The 16,955-nt window shown below is 33.9% G+C and carries 12 protein-coding genes and 4 tRNA genes; 1 reads left to right on the forward strand and 15 read right to left on the reverse strand.

The features are described from left to right. Positions 1-24: 24 nt before the first annotated feature. The 12 genes from AC1Q8N_RS24655 to AC1Q8N_RS24710 form a co-directional block, all read right to left on the reverse strand. Positions 25-3,255, reverse strand: coding sequence for a leucine-rich repeat domain-containing protein (locus AC1Q8N_RS24655; protein ID WP_493521417.1), 3,231 nt, complete (start codon positions 3,253-3,255; stop codon positions 25-27). Positions 3,256-3,384: 129 nt separating this feature from the next. After that, complete coding sequence (gene yhbH, locus AC1Q8N_RS24660; RefSeq protein ID WP_046957378.1) at positions 3,385-4,560, reverse strand: sporulation protein YhbH; 1,176 nt, start codon at positions 4,558-4,560, stop codon at positions 3,385-3,387. 446 nt (positions 4,561-5,006) lie between these two features. Beyond that, positions 5,007-6,902, reverse strand: coding sequence for a PrkA family serine protein kinase (locus tag AC1Q8N_RS24665; protein WP_000353275.1), 1,896 nt, complete (start codon positions 6,900-6,902; stop codon positions 5,007-5,009). Between the two features lie 392 nt (positions 6,903-7,294). Continuing rightward, on the reverse strand, positions 7,295-9,364 hold the full coding sequence (locus tag AC1Q8N_RS24670) for a sensor domain-containing protein (protein WP_098122581.1): 2,070 nt from the start codon (positions 9,362-9,364) through the stop codon (positions 7,295-7,297). 127 nt (positions 9,365-9,491) lie between these two features. Next, complete coding sequence (trmL, locus tag AC1Q8N_RS24675; protein WP_000538149.1) at positions 9,492-9,980, reverse strand: tRNA (uridine(34)/cytosine(34)/5-carboxymethylaminomethyluridine(34)-2'-O)-methyltransferase TrmL; 489 nt, start codon at positions 9,978-9,980, stop codon at positions 9,492-9,494. A 58-nt stretch (positions 9,981-10,038) separates the two neighbouring features. Then, entirely contained in the window at positions 10,039-10,926 is an 888-nt protein-coding gene (locus AC1Q8N_RS24680) for an amidase domain-containing protein (protein ID WP_098076976.1), read from the reverse strand. A 44-nt stretch (positions 10,927-10,970) separates the two neighbouring features. Further along, positions 10,971-12,113, reverse strand: coding sequence for a tRNA epoxyqueuosine(34) reductase QueG (queG, locus tag AC1Q8N_RS24685; RefSeq protein WP_098076978.1), 1,143 nt, complete (start codon positions 12,111-12,113; stop codon positions 10,971-10,973). Between the two features lie 199 nt (positions 12,114-12,312). Next, positions 12,313-12,386 (reverse strand) — tRNA-Gly (locus AC1Q8N_RS24690). A gap of 114 nt (positions 12,387-12,500) precedes the next feature. Beyond that, positions 12,501-13,151 (reverse strand): DsbA family protein, encoded by a 651-nt coding sequence (locus tag AC1Q8N_RS24695; RefSeq protein ID WP_064477161.1) that lies wholly within the window; start codon positions 13,149-13,151, stop codon positions 12,501-12,503. Between the two features lie 188 nt (positions 13,152-13,339). Next, entirely contained in the window at positions 13,340-14,116 is a 777-nt protein-coding gene (locus tag AC1Q8N_RS24700) for a transglycosylase domain-containing protein (protein WP_131935298.1), read from the reverse strand. 427 nt (positions 14,117-14,543) lie between these two features. After that, positions 14,544-15,005 (reverse strand): NUDIX hydrolase, encoded by a 462-nt coding sequence (locus AC1Q8N_RS24705; protein WP_098847506.1) that lies wholly within the window; start codon positions 15,003-15,005, stop codon positions 14,544-14,546. A 148-nt stretch (positions 15,006-15,153) separates the two neighbouring features. Continuing rightward, positions 15,154-15,873 carry a YebC/PmpR family DNA-binding transcriptional regulator gene (locus AC1Q8N_RS24710; protein ID WP_048541853.1) on the reverse strand — a complete coding sequence of 240 codons (720 nt, stop codon included), beginning with the start codon at positions 15,871-15,873 and terminating at the stop codon, positions 15,154-15,156. A 331-nt stretch (positions 15,874-16,204) separates the two neighbouring features. Between AC1Q8N_RS24710 and AC1Q8N_RS24715 the strand changes: the two genes are divergently transcribed. Next, entirely contained in the window at positions 16,205-16,492 is a 288-nt protein-coding gene (locus AC1Q8N_RS24715) for a DUF3884 family protein (RefSeq protein WP_098847505.1), read from the forward strand. Positions 16,493-16,704: 212 nt separating this feature from the next. Here the strand turns inward: AC1Q8N_RS24715 and AC1Q8N_RS24720 are convergent. The 3 genes from AC1Q8N_RS24720 to AC1Q8N_RS24730 all read right to left on the reverse strand — a co-directional run bounded on the left by AC1Q8N_RS24720 (position 16,705) and on the right by AC1Q8N_RS24730 (position 16,955). Next, positions 16,705-16,786: transfer RNA gene (locus tag AC1Q8N_RS24720), tRNA-Leu, on the reverse strand. Between the two features lie 9 nt (positions 16,787-16,795). Next, a tRNA-Cys gene (locus AC1Q8N_RS24725) sits at positions 16,796-16,866 on the reverse strand. A 14-nt stretch (positions 16,867-16,880) separates the two neighbouring features. Continuing rightward, positions 16,881-16,955, reverse strand: a tRNA-Gly gene (locus tag AC1Q8N_RS24730).

The following is a 16,955-nucleotide window of genomic DNA, read 5'->3' on the forward strand; positions in this document are numbered from 1 at the left end:
TCATATAATAAAATAAAACGTTATTTATTTTTTAAATATATTTTTTCTAAACACAAACATACTCAGTGCAGATAAAACTAATGCTAAGCCACCAAATAGAGATACATTACTTTCTTGGCCACCTGTTGCTGCTAAAGATTTCTTACTTTCTTCTTTTTTACTATGAACTTGTTTATTTGACACATTTTCTTTCGCTAGTTGATTCACTACTTCTTGTGCTTGTGCAGGTTCTTGTACCGCTTTATTTTTCTGAACAGTAGCTGTTTCTAGTTCATTTGAGCCTTCTGTTTGTTTCTCAACATTGGCTTCTGGCTCGTTTACATTTTCACCTTCTGTTATAGGTTCGCTTACTTCTTCTTTCGGCTTTTCTACTTCCGCTTCTGGCTTACTTGTTTCTTCTTTCGGCTTTTCTACTTCTGTTTCTGGTTTACTTGTTTCTTCTTTCGGCTTTTCTACTTCTGTTTCTGGTTTACTTGTTTCTTCTTTCGGCTTCTCTACTTCTGCCTCTGGCTTACTTGTTTCTTCTTTCGGCTTTTCTACTTCTGTTTCTGGTTTACTTGTTTCTTCTTTTGGCTTTTCTACTTCTGTTTCTGGTTTACTTGTTTCTTCTTTCGGCTTTTCTACCTCTGTTTCTGGTTTACTTGTTTCTTCTTTCGGCTTTTCTACTTCTGTTTCCGGCGACTCAATTTTTTCTACAATATTTTGAGTTACTTCACCGCTGAACCATATGCCAAGCCCATAATAACTCGTTCCATCAAAAGCAAACTCATATTTTTTCTCTCCTGGGGTACTCCACACAATTGTCCCTTCTTCTTCATTGAATGTTCCGCCTTCACTTTTCAGTGTAATATCCTCAAGAGGATTATCTTCCACATCAGAAACAGGAATTTTCACTTCTTGATTCACTTGAGCATCTTCTAGCATAATTTTTTGTCTTCTAAGATCAATTGTAATCCACTGAGATAATTGAATAATTGGTTTTATATCACGAATTTCATTTCCAGCCAGTTTTAATTTAAAAAGATCTAACATAGAACTAAAAACTGTTATATCTTTAATTTTATTATCTGACAAATCTAAAAATCTTAATTCTTTAGCTTTAGTTAATGGAGTTACATCCACTATTTTATTACCTTTAATTTCTAATTCGTCCATTTTAGTTATCCCACTAATTTCTTCCAAGCTACTAATGTCATTATTGTTTATTATTAGTATCCCTAAATTTTTGAATTCCTGTATACCTTGAAGAGATTCATTATTAATTTTATTGGCTGAAACATTTAACTTCTTCAATGAATTTAATGTAAATAATGGTTTTATATTTTGGTTGTTATTGTTGCTTATATTTAATACTACAAGCTTTTCCAACTTAGCTAACGGCTCTAAATTTTCTATTTTATTATTTGATAAATCCACTGACTTCAAGTTTTTCAAATTCGAGATAAATTCTATGTTTTTCAACTCAAACTTTTCCAATGTCAGATCTTCTAAATTTTCCATATACTCTAATCCAGATAAATCTTTTATTCCATTGTTCTGTCCATCCATTATCTTTAATGTTTTAACCCTTAATAAATCTTCTTTCGTGATAGGAGTATTCAAGTCTGTTCTACCTAAACTATGTTTATTAATATACTCTCTTAGTTTTTTATCTGTAATAACACTTACATCTGCTTGCTTAGCACTTATTTTTTGAATAACTGTTCCATTAAAATGTACTTTATTCTTAGAAGAACCTGTTTCTAAATTGAACTCGTATACTTTCTCTCCAGAATTTTCCCATTTTACAAAACCATTATTATGTGTTCCCCCCTCACTTATCCATCTAATATTTTGGAGTGGTTCGCCGTTTAAATCATATACAGGAATCTTAATGTTTTCATTTATTACTCCTTCATTTAAAAATACTTTTTGTCTATGAACTTTAACTACAAAACGCTTTCCAAACTCTTGAATAGGTCTTACATCAGAAATTTCATTTGCACTTAAATTAAGTTCATATAAATTAGTTAGTTCACTAAGTGGTGACACATCAGAAATATAATTCTCTTCTAAATCAAGTGATTGTAAGTTTTTCATTTTAGCTAGCGGTGTAATATCTTTAATTTCTGCATCTCTCACTGCAAGCTGAGTAAGGCTCTCCATTTTACTAATAGATTCAAGATTAGTAATGTTATTATTTCCAATCCATAATTCTTTTACTTTATTTAACTGTTCAATTCCTGTTAAATCGCTAATATTATTATTAGCTAAATACAACTTACCTAGAGACCCCATTGTAAATAATGGTTTAATATCTTCAATCTTATTACCGACTAAATCTAATGTTCTAACTTTTTTCAAGTTACTTAATGGATTTAAATCAATAATTTTATTATCTCTTAAAGAAAGAGATTGAATTTTATTCAGCCCAGCAATTGGCTCAATATTTCCAATTCGATTAGAGAAAAGATCTAAAGACTTCAAATTATTCAAATTAGCAATTGGCGATAAATCACTCACTTCAGATTCATGCAATCTAAAGGTTTCCAAATTTACCATATGCTCTAAACCAGCTAAATTATTAATACCTTTCCCAGCATATACCGCTAGTTCTTTAATTTGTAGTGCATCAACTTTCGTTATTGACGCATTAATATCTTTACGCCCTAAAATATTTTTATTAATGTATTGCTTCAATTGGTTATCGGCTATTATATTTTTCGTATCTTCCTTTTGCTCTTCATTATTTTCCTTCTTCTTTTCTGGAACATTATTTTCTAAATTTAAAGCATTTACTTCAAACTGCACTTGATATTTATTATCATAGGCCATTGTCGGAATATAAATATGCATTTGCATATTATATCTTTTTCCTAATTCTCCTACTTCAAACTGAATCACTTTCGTTCCATTTTTCTTTTTATCTTCTGATATTACTGTTACATCATGAAACACACCAGGAGTATGAATATCTTCTGTTTTCAAGTATTTGAAGAAATCACTATCACTTAACGTTGCCGTTACAATTTTCTTTCCATTCTCAATCGTTAACTTAGGATCCTTTATATAAACAGCTGCCATGGACTCCTCATTCGTTTTATCTTTATATGCTTTCATAACAGCATCATATGTACCATCTTCTAAAGCATATCCCTTTTTATTAGCCTCAATTGCTACTGCCGCTAAAGCAGGCGTTGAATACGTAGCAATTGGAAGTGATAACGCCGCAGCGATAATCATCGCATTTATATGTTTTCTTTTATTTTTTTTCAACTTTACATCTCCTCCAAAATATATAAATCTTAATGTAATCATATCTCGAATAAATGATAATGATTTTCATTATCATTGTCAACTAAAAAAATAAAAAGTTAACAAAAAAATAACCCCTTTTTAAGGGGGTTATGCCATTTTTTCTCCGGTTTCTTCTTTAAAAAAGCTCTTCATCGCATGGAATACGTCTGCTTTTTGCTTTAAAATATAATATCTAAAATTCTCATCCTTAATATTTTTATAGGCTGACATGAGGGTACTATGGCGGTTGTACTGGTTCACTTCCCCATATCCAAACATATTACACTTCTTCATTAACTCTTCGACAAGCTTTACACATCTAGCATTATCTGATGTTAAATTATCACCGTCTGAAAAATGGAATGGATAAATATTATAGCGGTCTGGTGAGTATTTATTATCAATTAGCTCGAGTGCTTTTTTATATACAGAAGAACATATCGTTCCGCCACTTTCTCCTTTTGAGAAAAACTCTTCCTCTGGAACTACTTTTGCCTCCGTATGATGGGCAATAAACTCAATATCTACTGTTTCATACTTCGTTCGTAGAAATCGCGTCATCCAGAAAAAGAAGCTACGTGCCATATATTTTTCCCATATTCCCATCGATCCACTCGTATCCATCATCGCTAATACAACAGCTTTTGAATCTGGCTTTAATACTTCATTCCAAGTACGGAACTTTAAATCTTCTTGGTGAATCGGATGAAAAGAGGCTTTACCACGCATCGCATTTCGTTTATATGCGGATATCATCGTTCGTTTCTTATCGATATTTCCCCATAATCCAGTCTTTCTAATGTCATTAAATTCAACATGTTCAATCCGGTTTTCATCTATTTCTTTTCTCTTTAAATTAGGCAGCTCTAACTCTTTGAAAAATGCTTGCTCTAATTCTAAAATAGAGACTTCAGCTTCATAATAATCTTCTCCAGCCGCGTCCCCTGCTCCTTGCCCTTTTCCTGGTCCTTTTTGCTTTTGACCACCTGATCCATCTCTCGCAACGACATCACCAACTTTGCTGTCACCATTTCCTTGCCCAACGTGTTTGTTTTTATCATAATTGTACCTAATCTTATATTCATCTAAAGAACGAATCGGTATTTTTACAACATCCTTACCATTAGACATAACTATGCTTTCTTCTGTTACAAGATCGGGTAAATTATTCTTAATTGCCTCTTGTACTTTTTCTTGATGGCGTTGTTGGTCGTCATATCCTTTGCGATGGAGGGACCAGTTTTCCTGTGAAATCGTATAATTTGGTTGGTTTTCTTCACCCATTTCTTTCCCTCCTTACTGTAATTGTCTTCCCCTATGAACAGTAAGCTAGAAATTTTGTTTTATACTGTGCAAGCTAGAATGAAAGATAACTGCCCATCGAAATTCATCCCATAAACATATATAACATTTTTCATATAATACTCCGAGCATCCTAAACAAAATTTTACCACTCACATACTAGAAAGAAATATTCAGCCGTTGATAAGAAAGAAACACAATGCATAGTTGCACACATTTACACTTTGCAACATATTGTATTGTGTTGGCTTTTTTCGTATGAATGGTTGGTTACTCTATCATATGCATATTGTAAAAATAATTGACAATAAATTCATGAAATTGCATCTTAATTTATTACATTTGGACAAGGTATGACACTTTACACATATAAATGGATAATAAAACGCTGTCCCGCAAAATACAAGAGACAGCGTTTTGTTATCAAACTATCGGTTTAGCAGACTACCTACATAGCGTAATAATTCATTCGCAGATGAAGAATTATAGCCGTGCTCATCAATTAAGCGTGCAACAACATCATTGATTTTCTTAAGCTGATTTTCGTCTGGCGTTTTCGTGGATGTTGTAATTTTCACTATATCTTTTAAATCAGCAAATAATTTTTTCTGAATCGCTTCACGAAGACGCTCATGTGAATTATAATCAAAGCGTTTTCCTTTACGCGCATAAGCAGAAATGCGAATTAAAATTTCTTCACGGAATGCTTTCTTAGCATTTTCTGAAATTCCAATTTGCTCTTCAATTGAGCGCATTAGCTTTTCATCTGGACTCATTTCTTCACCTGTTAATGGATCACGTAATTTCGACTTATTGCAATATGCTTCAACGTTATCTAAGTAATTATCCATAAGTGTCTTCGCTGATTCTTCATATGAATACACGAATGCTTTTTGTACTTCTTTCTTCGCAATTTCATCATATTCTTTTCTCGCTAATGAGATGAAATTCATATAACGCTCTCGATCTTCATTACTAATTGACGGATGCTGATCCAACCCGTCTTTGAGCGATCTAAGTACATCTAATGCGTTAATAGATGGTACCTCTTTTCGAATAATTGTAGAGGAAATTCGGTTAATAACATAACGAGGGTCAATACCTCTCATACCTTCATCTTGATATTCACGTTGCAGTTCCTCTACATCAATCGCATTATAACCTTCTACCGTTTCTCCATCATATAAACGCATCTTTTTAATTAAATCAATATCTGGACGCTTCGGATCTTTTAAACGAGTTAAAATCGTAAACATTGCTGCAACGCGAAGTGTGTGCGGTGCAATATGCACATTGGATACATCACTTTCACGAATCATTTTTTCATAAATATGTTCTTCTTCACTCACTCGTAAATTGTATGGAACTGGCATTACAATAATTCTTGAGTGCAATGCTTCATTTTTCTTGTTTGCTATAAATGAGCGATACTCTGTTTCATTCGTATGCGCTACAATTAATTCATCTGCTGAAATAAGCGCAAATCTTCCCGCTTTGAAATTCCCTTCTTGCGTAAGCGATAATAAATGCCATAAAAACTTCTCGTCGCATTTTAGCATCTCTTGGAATTCCATCATCCCACGGTTTGCCTTATTCAATTCTCCATCGAAGCGATACGCTCGTGGATCTGATTCTGAACCATATTCTGCGATTGTTGAAAAGTCCAGACTACCTGTTAAATCGGCGATATCTTGTGATTTAGGATCAGACGGGCTAAATGTACCAATCCCTGTACGGCGATCTTCCGAGAAGAAAATACGCTCTACAACTACATCCTCAATTCTTGAACCATATTCTTGCTCTAGACGCATTACGTTTAGTGGCGATAAATTCCCTTCAATTCTAACTCCATACTCACCAAAGAAATCATCCCGTAAATGATGCGGAATTAAATGAAGTGGATCTTCATGCATTGGGCAGCCTTTAATTGCAAAAATTGCTCCTCGATCTGTTCGTGAATATGTTTCTAATCCCCGTTTCAACATCGTAACTAATGTTGATTTCCCTCCACTAACAGGACCCATTAATAATAAAATACGTTTTCTAACATCTAATCGTTTTGCAGATGGATGAAAATATTCCTCCACAAGACGTTCTAAAGCATCCTCTAATCCAAATAGCTGATTACTAAAGAAGTTATACTTTCTTCTACCATCTACTTCTTCGATTCCAGCATCTTTTATCATATTGTAAATGCGAGAGTGTGCTGTTTGAGCCACCCATGGTCTTTCCTTCACAAGCTCTAAATACTCCGCAAACGTACCTTCCCATTGTAACCGTTCTTCTGCTGCTCGATGCTGTTCAATCTTTTTTAGAATATCCATTATAGCTCCTCCCCCATCTCCTTGTTCAATCGGATTATTATAAAAGGTATGCTAGGATGTCCTTAAACATTCTTTAAATCAAAATGAAATATACAGTAGTGCTATAAAATTCTCTCCAAAATTCAAAGAAAATTCTGTATAATATAGGTATTAAAGTTTTTACACCTCTATTCGTTTTAAATAAATTCTTTTCTTCCAAGAACCTTACATACATTTTGATTCATATTTAAGATTCGTAAACTGAAAAATAGGAGGGATATTAGTATGAAATTATTATTAATTTTAGGTGTATCACTCACATTTCTTACAGCTATTTTCACATCTGGTTACAATGATAAACCTGGTACACAAAAAAAGTGATGTGCTTCTTAGCACATCACTTTTTTTATCAATCATTTATAATACACATTTTCCACATCATATTTTGATAAAGGTCGGCTATAATAATAACCTTGCACAAACTTCACATTCTTTTCCTTCAAAAATTGTATTTGTTCCGCTTTTTCTACTCCTTCTGCAATTACATTCAATTCCAAAGTATGAGCTAAATGAATAATTGCAGCTGTAATATTCGTATCACGTTCATCCACATGTATACCTTCCATAAAAGAACGATCGATTTTCAACGTATCAATTGGGTACGTTTTTAAATAACTTAAAGATGAATATCCCGTCCCAAAATCATCTAAATGAATCTTTAAATTTTGTTCTTTTAATTGTAGCAATACCCTTTTCGATATGTCTTTATGCATAAGGGCTCCTTCTGTAACCTCTATCGCTAATAGATGAGCTGGTACATTGTACTTATGTAACGCCCGTGTAATCATCTCTATTAATATAATCGAGCGAAAGTGCCTGGCTGAAATATTAACTGCAATCGGGACAACTTCATATCCTTTATTTAACCATTCACGTATTTGCCGACACACTTCATTTACTACCCATTCATCAAGCTTAATAATAAATCCTGTTCTTTCTGCTAGCGGAATAAATTGATTGGGAGAGACAAATCCCAATTCTTTATTCTCCCACCTTATTAAAGCTTCCATACTCGCTATTTTTTTCGTTTCAATATTCATTTGTGGCTGATAATACAAGCAGAATTCATTTTTTTCTATAGCACGATGCAATTGGTTTTCTATTATAAATCTTTGTTCACGCTCACAATCTAATCCACTGCAATAAAACTGATAATGCCCTTTTCCTTTTTCTTTTGCTTTTTCCAAAGCAGCATCAACTCTTTGGAATAATATTTTTTCATCCTCTCCATCTGTTGGAGCCATTACAATTCCGATTGACGCACTTAAATAGACGTCCTCTTCTTCGATTACAAAATGTTCACTAATCTTTTTTAGTATGCTTTTTGCAACTATCTCTACACGTTCTTTCGTTATATTTTCTATCAACATAACAAATTGATCATCGTGTTCTCTAAATAAGTGCATACCGTCTATTGGAAAACTGCTTAAACATTCTGTAACTTTTTGTAATACTTTATCTCCTTCTTTATGACCAAAAGTATCATTAATAAGGTGAAATTCATCTAAATCTATAAAAACAAGCGCAAACTCTGTATTATCATTTAAAAAAACATTTAACTTATTTGCACATGAAATTCTATTCATTAATCCTGTTAATTGGTCATAATAAGCTAAATATTCTGTTCGCATTTCATTCAATACTTGTCTTGTAACATCCCTCGTAACAATATATACCCCAACAATTTCGGTGTTCACAATAATCGGAATTGTTCTCAAAGAAATATAGAGCTCGTACCCTTCTTTATGAACATATTTCTTTGAAACAATTTGTTTTGCCCTTCCTTGCAGGGCTCCTTTAAATATAATTTGAAAATCTTTTTCATATTCTTTATTAATAAATTCAAAAATAAATTTATTATGTAATTCTTCATATCGATATCCAAATATTTCATACGTTGCTGGATTTGCATATGTAATTCTACCTATAGAATCCATAGATATAATGGAGTCATTATTATATTCTAATAACGACTTAAACAACATTTGTTTTTCCTCTATCTCTGCCTTTTCTTCAATCTGAGCTGTGATATCCCTCGTAATACAAATAATAAACTGACATACTCCTTCTTCGTCGAATACAGGATTAAGTGAAGATTCATAATGTAACTCACCCTTTGGTAAACTAACTACATCACAAAAGGTATGTGCTTTCGCTTCGCTCGCTACTTTTGCATATTGCACTTGCAATATTTCCGCCGTATCTTCTGATAATACTTCAGCAAACGTTTTTCCATAACATTCTGCGCCTAGCTTCGCATAATCCATACCTATCTTATTTACATAAATATATGTAAAGGTTTCCTCATCCATAACTTTCACAATAAATACTAAATCTTGAATGGCATGTAATAGTCCTCTTCTTATTAAATCCATATCTATCATACTTAAAAAGGTATTTTGATTATTATATTGTTCCTTCATATTTATCTCAACCCGTCTAATCTATTTTTATTCATATATCCCATTCTATATGAATATGTACCCTTTTTTAAATGTATGATTACATATTATTTTTATTTTTAGAAAAAAAGTCGCCATATGGCGACTTTTAATAAACAATTTCTAAATCTAATCCCGGATAATTTTGTTGACGGAATGCTTCATAAATTAAAATAGCTGCTGTATTAGATAAATTTAATGAGCGCACTTTATCAGTCATTGGAATACGTAAACAATGATCGAAATTTTCTTCAATTACATTAGCTGGTAAGCCGTTTGTTTCTCTTCCAAATACAAAATAATAATCCTTCTCACGTTTGCTATAATCAAATGCTGTATGAGCTTTCTCGCCATACTTTGTTAAATAGAAGAATTCACCGTCTTTATTTTTCTCATAAAATTCTTCAATTGAATCATAATACGTAACTTTCACGTGCTGCCAATAATCTAATCCTGCACGCTTTAACATTTTATCATCCGTTGAAAATCCAAGCGGTCTAATCAAATGTAATTCTGTTCCAGTTGCTGCACAAGTACGAGCAATATTCCCTGTATTTGCTGGAATTTCTGGTTGATATAAAACAACATGTACTCCCACGCGATATTCACCTCTGTTTTTTGTCTACTACGTATTATACCACTTGAGCGAAAAATCTCTACCCATTAATAATATGAAAGAATTTATATTTCATTTGTGGTGTATATTTACTAGAATCTTCATAGTTCCAATAACGCCGACGGCTATTCGCTGAATGTGCATTCACAAGTGGCATACCATCTGCGTCTTTGGCTACTACAATCGTCGTATGATTCCACCTACCATCATCCTCGAAATCATAAGCAATGACATCACCAAGAATAAGGTCCTCTGGTCTTTCTACTGCTTCTGCTCGAAGCCCAGCTGTAGCACCTGACAAATACCAATAAAAAGAGTGTGCGACAGCCCAGCTCCAACTCCACTGATTCTCCCTTTGCCACCATCCTTTACGAATATTAGGGTATCCATTCATTGGTACTTCTCCAGTATGAAGACATTGAGAAATAAAATTCGTACAATTATCAGGGAAATTACGATATACAGGGTTTCTATCATCCCACCAACGCTCTGCATATTTAACTGCCTCTAAACGGTTATACTGATAAGAACCATACTTCTCTTTTGTAACTTCTCTTTCTAACGTCTCACTCATTCCAACTGCTTCTGGTACTTCAATAGCATAATCACCTATTACCCGGCTATTATTTAAACAAACTCTTCGCTTTAGTTGTTCCTCTTCGATATAAAATAATTCTTTATGCTTAATTAAATATTTAAAATGTATTTGATAATCAATTTCTTGATGATTGCTATTATTTAATTGTCTCATGAAAGAAACATCCGCAGTTGCTTTCACTATATCTGCATTACGCTTTTGAAACAATTGTTTCTTTCTCTGTGCTATTTGTAATAAATCTTCAGCAATACCATCTACATTTGTTCGTTTCTCTGTTACATATGCTAAAAATTGTTGTACTTGCTTTTCAATATTTATTTTTACAACCATTTCGTCTCCCTCCCATATTACAATATGAAAAAGGGAGATATTATCTACTCTTTTTTCTGCGCTAACAATTCAAGGCCGCGATTCATTTCATGAAGAACCTCTTCATCTTTCTCACGTTGCATCGCTTTTTCAATAGCTTCGCCCACGCCATCTCCACCAATTTTCCCAAGTGCCCATGCTGCTGTTCCGCGAAGTACCGGTCTTGGATCGTCTTTCATAACACCAATTAAATCAGGAATTGCTGATGCCTCTTTAAAATGCGCAAGTGCCAAAATTGCATTTCGTTGCAACGGCTTTTTACCTCTCCATGAACCAGACATAATTCCATATTTCTCTTTAAAATCACGATTACTAATTGTTAAAAGTGGTGTTAATAAGGGCTTAACTAACTCAGGATCTGGTTCCATCTCAGGGTGGTTATGAAAATCCATTCCTTTATTTTTCGGACAAACAGTCTGACATGTATCACATCCATAAATACGATTACCTATTTTTTCGCGATATTCTTCCGGTAGGAACCCTTTCGTCTGTGTTAAAAATGCAATACATTTCTTCGAGTCTAACTGTCCTCCTTGTATTAAAGCACCTGTAGGACAAATATCAATACATTTTGTACAACTTCCACATTGATCTTCTATTGGCTGGTCTGGTGGGAACGGAACGTTTGTAATGATTTCTCCTAAATATACATACGAACCAAATTCAGGTGTAATAATAGCGCAATTCTTACCGCTCCATCCAATGCCGGCACGCTCCGAAACAGCTCGATCACTTAATTCACCCGTATCAACCATTGACTTAACTTCTATCTCGGGAAGTTTTTCGATTAAGTATGCTTCTAATTTTTGCAAACGATCTCGTAAAACAAGATGATAATCTTGTCCCCAAGAGGCACGACAAAAAATCCCCCGGCGTTCTCCACGCCTACTTAATGGTGCATTTTTTAATTTTGAAGGATACGCTAATGCAATCGCAATAATTGATTTTGCACCAGGTAGTAGAAGCTGTGGGTTCGTTCTTTTTTCTATATCAGACTCTTCAAATCCCGATTGATAATTTAATTGTTGTTGCTGGATTAACCTCTGCTTTAATTCCTCAAATGGTGAAGCACTAGCAAAGCCTATTTTATCTATACCAATTGTTTTACTATACGCAATGACATCTTGCTTTAATTGTTCAAAATCCATTCTTAATCGCCTCCTCAGATGAATCCATCTCTTATGTAACGACTATATTGGTTAGCAATTCACTTTTGGAATACTATTCTTTACTTCTATTTTCGCATACAATTATGCTTTTCAAACATTAAAAAACGCAATGCCTCGTTTATCTTAGAAACGAAACACTGCGTTGATAACAATTTATAGAAAAACATTTAATAAAATTTGGAGCGGGTGAAGAGAATCGAACTCTCGACCAGAGCTTGGAAGGCTCTTGTTTTACCACTAAACTACACCCGCAAATATGAAATAAATATAAGATATTAGAATAACTTATGTAAGGTAGTATAGCATGTAAAAAAAACGGAAGCAAGAATTTTATCGAAAAAAGTCGAAAAAGTGATGAGTAGCTCATCACTTTTTCAATTCTTTATCAATCGCCTTCTTCATACTATCGAAATCAGGGTTTGCAAGATTTCCGTTTATGTATACTGAAGGAGCACCTTGAACTTTTAATTTTTGAGCACGATCTGAATCTTTACGTACTTTTTCTTTTATTTCTTTACTGTGTAAATCTTTCTTAAATTGTTCTACATCAACTTTCGGAAGCTTCTCTTTCACAATGTTAAGAAGTAATTCTTCTGTAATCCATTCTTCCGTATCTTTCTTTTGACTTTGATAAATCTCATCATAGAAAGTCCAGAATGAATCTTGATCTTGTTTATAAATTGCCTCACCAGCTGCTGCGCCTAAATCAGAGTCTTTTCCGATGAACGGGAAGTTAATAAAATATAACTGCACTTTACCTTTATCAATATACTCTTCTTTTAATCGTGGTAATACTGTTACATCCCAAGTACGACACGCAGGACATTTGAAGTCTCCAAATTCAACTACCTTAACTGGTGCATCATCTTTCCCTAAAGATTGTTGTGTGGAATAAGCAAACATCTCATTCCCTTTATCTTTTTTGTCATTTATGATGCTATACGCAATTGTTCCGATTACAATCAATACTGCGATAGAAAAAACTACACCAAGAGCCATGAGTTTATTTGATTTCATATACATTCCTCTTTAAATTCATATTCTGTATACAGCATTGTACACACTACACATAATATCAACACTTATATACGTCACGCAATGAACACGCTCACATAAATTACAAAAATACAATAATTGTGACGATATTGTGTCACAATTTGTCACAATTTATTCAAAAAAAAGAAGCTCCTATGTAGGAACTTCACTTAGCTTACTGCTTTTTCACGTGCATTATTTAACATCGACTGCTCTGTTTTTATATCATGACGAATTACTAATTTCTCACTAACTGCTTGCACATACTCATCATGATTGATATAGCCTTCCTTCTCCATCAATCTCAAAACGACATTTCGTCTCTCTACGGCCTTATCATAATTTTGTGCAGGTGAGTAATAAGCGGGTGCCTTTACTACAGCAGCCATCATTGCACTTTCAGCCAACGTTAATTGGCTCACCTTTTTACCGAAGTAAAGGTTTGCTGCTTTTTCAATTCCCCATGCTCCTTCTCCGTAATAAATATTACTTACATACAATTTTAAAATTTCATCCTTCGTAAATGTACGTTCAATTTTTTTCGTATAGAAAATCTCTTTCCACTTACGAGAAAATGTACGTTCATTCGTTAAAAAAGCATTTTTGGATAACTGTTGTGTAATTGTGCTTCCGCCTTGCACAACACCACCAGCCTTTATATTCTCAACAGACGCTCTGACAATCGCTATATAATCTAAACCGTTATGATGATAAAACCTTTTATCTTCTGTCGCAATAAATGCATGTGTTAATGATTCTGGCACCTCTAACTTAGCCGGTACATGTAATTTACTAATATCACTTTGCTCGATCATTACATTTCCAATGAATAATAACGTACAACTTAACAATAATAATAAAATAATGGCTTTATAAAAGAATTTAGTCATTGGATTTAATGCAACTTTTTGATGATAGTTCACCCTAGATAATACTCGTTCTTTCATCTTAAACACCTCTTTTCCACACAGCGTATAACTCTTACTTTAAGAATACCTTGTTGTAAAAAAACATCCCATCGATTTCTCTTACACGTACCTTACATCATTGTAAGGTATAAAAAAGTATTGTATCACAGTCTTTTTTTATCTACTATTCATCTGAAATATTGAATATAGATTATGCTAAACCAATAGCAGAGTATACCTTAAGCCTATACTCCCCTATTAAAACACCCTATTTTCATTATATCATCTACAAATATATATATTTGTAAGTATCTAGTAATCTAAATGTATACAATATATCATACATTATACAGAACAAACGTTCTAAAAATCAATACTAGCACTATTATTATTTTGACCTTTTTCTTAAACAGTATACAAAAAAGAGTAGTGATTTGATTGTATCTCAAACCGGCTACTCTTTTCTTTACAATCTACCTATTAAATTATACGGCTGCACTTCCCACGTTTCGTACGGAATACAATGTGTTGCTCTCATCGCATCAAGCGTTCTGGATTTCATATGAGGACGCGTTATATACTCATCTATATTCTCTTCATTTAAAGCAACAAATTTAGCCTCTTGTATTTCTTCAGGCTGAATTTGTATTTCACCACTCACGTATGCCACTTTAAAAACAACAGCTAGAATGTGCATGGAAGCATTATAATAAACTCCTGTAATACCGATAGGCTTCACCGTTAATCCTGTTTCCTCTTTTATTTCCCTACAAACAGCTTGATCGAGCGCTTCTCCTTCTTCCACCTGTCCTCCTGGCAACTCCCACGTATCCGATCGCCAATGTACTTTAGCCAATAACACTTCGTCTTTTTCATTTGTTAAATAACCTGCTACAGCAACGATATGCTTTGGTGTTTCATGTTCCATATTAAGCCTCCTAGCAATAATGAATATTTCACATATCCCTATAAGCATATTCCCTGTCTAAAACAAAATACCTTTACTAATTCATCCTCTTAATTAACTTCATGAAAAAAAGCCCCTATCCGTTAAATGAACAGGGGCTTCTATCGTATTATTCTCCTAAGTCTACGTTGTGGTAAACTTGTTGCACATCTTCTAAATCTTCTAATGCATCAACCATTTTTTCAAATTGTACTTGAGCATCTTCAGGAAGTTCTACATCACTTTGTGCAAGCATTGTTAATTCTGCAACTGTGAATTCTTCAACACCAGCATCTTTAAGTGCGGATTGTACTGCATGGAATTGATCTGGTTCAGCATACACGATAACAGAATCTTCTTCTTCTAGAATGTCACGTGCATCCACATCTGCTTCCATTAAAATTTCAAGAACTTCATCTGATGTTTTACCTTCAAGACCGATAACAGCTGTCGCATCAAACATGTAAGCTACAGAACCGTTTACACCCATGTTACCACTGTTTTTGCTAAATGCAGCTCGTACATCTGCTGCAGTACGGTTTACGTTATTTGTAAGTGTATCTACAATTACCATAGATCCGTTTGGTCCGAATCCTTCATAACGAAGCTCGTCATAATTTTCTTCTGAGCCGCCTTTTGCCTTTTCAACTGCACGATCAATAATTGTTCTTGGAACGTTGTATGTTTTCGCACGTTCTAATACAACTCTAAGCGCTTGGTTTGATTCTGGATCTGGCTCGCCTTGTTTTGCTGCCACATAAATCTCACGTCCAAATTTCGCGTATATACGGCTTGTATTTGCATCTTTTGATGCTTTTTTTTCTTTAATATTATTCCACTTACGACCCATACTTTCCACTCTCTTTCCCGTTTTAAATCTACATAAAAATATTAATATGAAATATAATGTGTATTCAACACATTTTTAAAAGAAATATAAAAAGTTCATTTTTGATTCATATTACAGACATAATATAAATTACTATCATTTTGTTCTTTCGACAAGTTATATTATACATGAATTTCTACATTTATTACGAATTTTAGAAGCACATAGTATAATTTAACAAAAAAGACTCTAACAGAAATGTTAGAGTCTTTTTATATCGCCGATACATATTTCCATAATATTCCCATAACTACTTTCTATTGTTGTATAACACGAGAAAAAAGCACATGGTCTGAAAGGAATAGGAGAGAAGTTAAACCCAACTATCTATCAAGTGAGATTCATGAAATTAGATCAACCAATTCAATTTGAGTCGTTTCCTGAATTAAAGGAATTAGGGGACTGGTTGAGTACTTCAACGCCAATGTGGTCGTGCCACTCAACTATGTACAAGTACAACAGAGAAGAGTTTGAAAAGAAGTTTTTAGAAATTACAAAGTTAACAGTTGATAATGTACTAATATCTACTGGTGCTGTCGGATTTAACTTCATGTCACCGGGATGGAGAAATTCTCTCTAGAGTGCTCGAAGGGAATATTGTATATACAATATTTTGCTGGAATTTTATAGAATATCACAATTAAAAGGATAAAAATGAATGTTTGTTTTTATCCTTTTAATGTTTCGCAGTTTACTCACCGTACACTTTTTGTGCTTATTTTGTCATGTAATGAAAAGAAAATACAAAAAAACTCTATACTAATTGTATAGAGTTTTTTACGCCGTTCATGATACCGATGGTCGGGGTCGAACCGACACTCCCGAAGGAACACGATTTTGAGTCGTGCGCGTCTGCCAATTCCGCCACATCGGCACAAAAGAAAGGCGGCAACCGGATTTGAACCGGTGGTAAAGGTTTTGCAGACCTCTGCCTTACCACTTGGCTATGCCGCCATGTTAAATTTTATTGGAGCGGAAGACGGGATTCGAACCCGCGACCCCAACCTTGGCAAGGTTGTATTCTACCACTGAACTACTTCCGC

This window comes from Bacillus sp. GW823-FHT06B01, assembly GCF_058952315.1.

Excerpts from the sequence above, each read along its gene's own strand:
- yhbH (WP_046957378.1), bottom strand. The coding sequence starts at position 4,560 with ATGGGTGAAGAAAACCAACCAAATTATACGATTTCACAGGAAAACTGG.
- AC1Q8N_RS24665 (WP_000353275.1), bottom strand. The coding sequence starts at position 6,902 with ATGGATATTCTAAAAAAGATTGAACAGCATCGAGCAGCAGAAGAACGG.
- AC1Q8N_RS24670 (WP_098122581.1), bottom strand. The coding sequence starts at position 9,364 with ATGAAGGAACAATATAATAATCAAAATACCTTTTTAAGTATGATAGAT.
- AC1Q8N_RS24680 (WP_098076976.1), bottom strand. The coding sequence starts at position 10,926 with ATGGTTGTAAAAATAAATATTGAAAAGCAAGTACAACAATTTTTAGCA.
- queG (WP_098076978.1), bottom strand. The coding sequence starts at position 12,113 with ATGGATTTTGAACAATTAAAGCAAGATGTCATTGCGTATAGTAAAACA.
- AC1Q8N_RS24695 (WP_064477161.1), bottom strand. The coding sequence starts at position 13,151 with ATGAAATCAAATAAACTCATGGCTCTTGGTGTAGTTTTTTCTATCGCA.
- AC1Q8N_RS24700 (WP_131935298.1), bottom strand. The coding sequence starts at position 14,116 with ATGAAAGAACGAGTATTATCTAGGGTGAACTATCATCAAAAAGTTGCA.
- AC1Q8N_RS24705 (WP_098847506.1), bottom strand. The coding sequence starts at position 15,005 with ATGGAACATGAAACACCAAAGCATATCGTTGCTGTAGCAGGTTATTTA.
- AC1Q8N_RS24710 (WP_048541853.1), bottom strand. The coding sequence starts at position 15,873 with ATGGGTCGTAAGTGGAATAATATTAAAGAAAAAAAAGCATCAAAAGAT.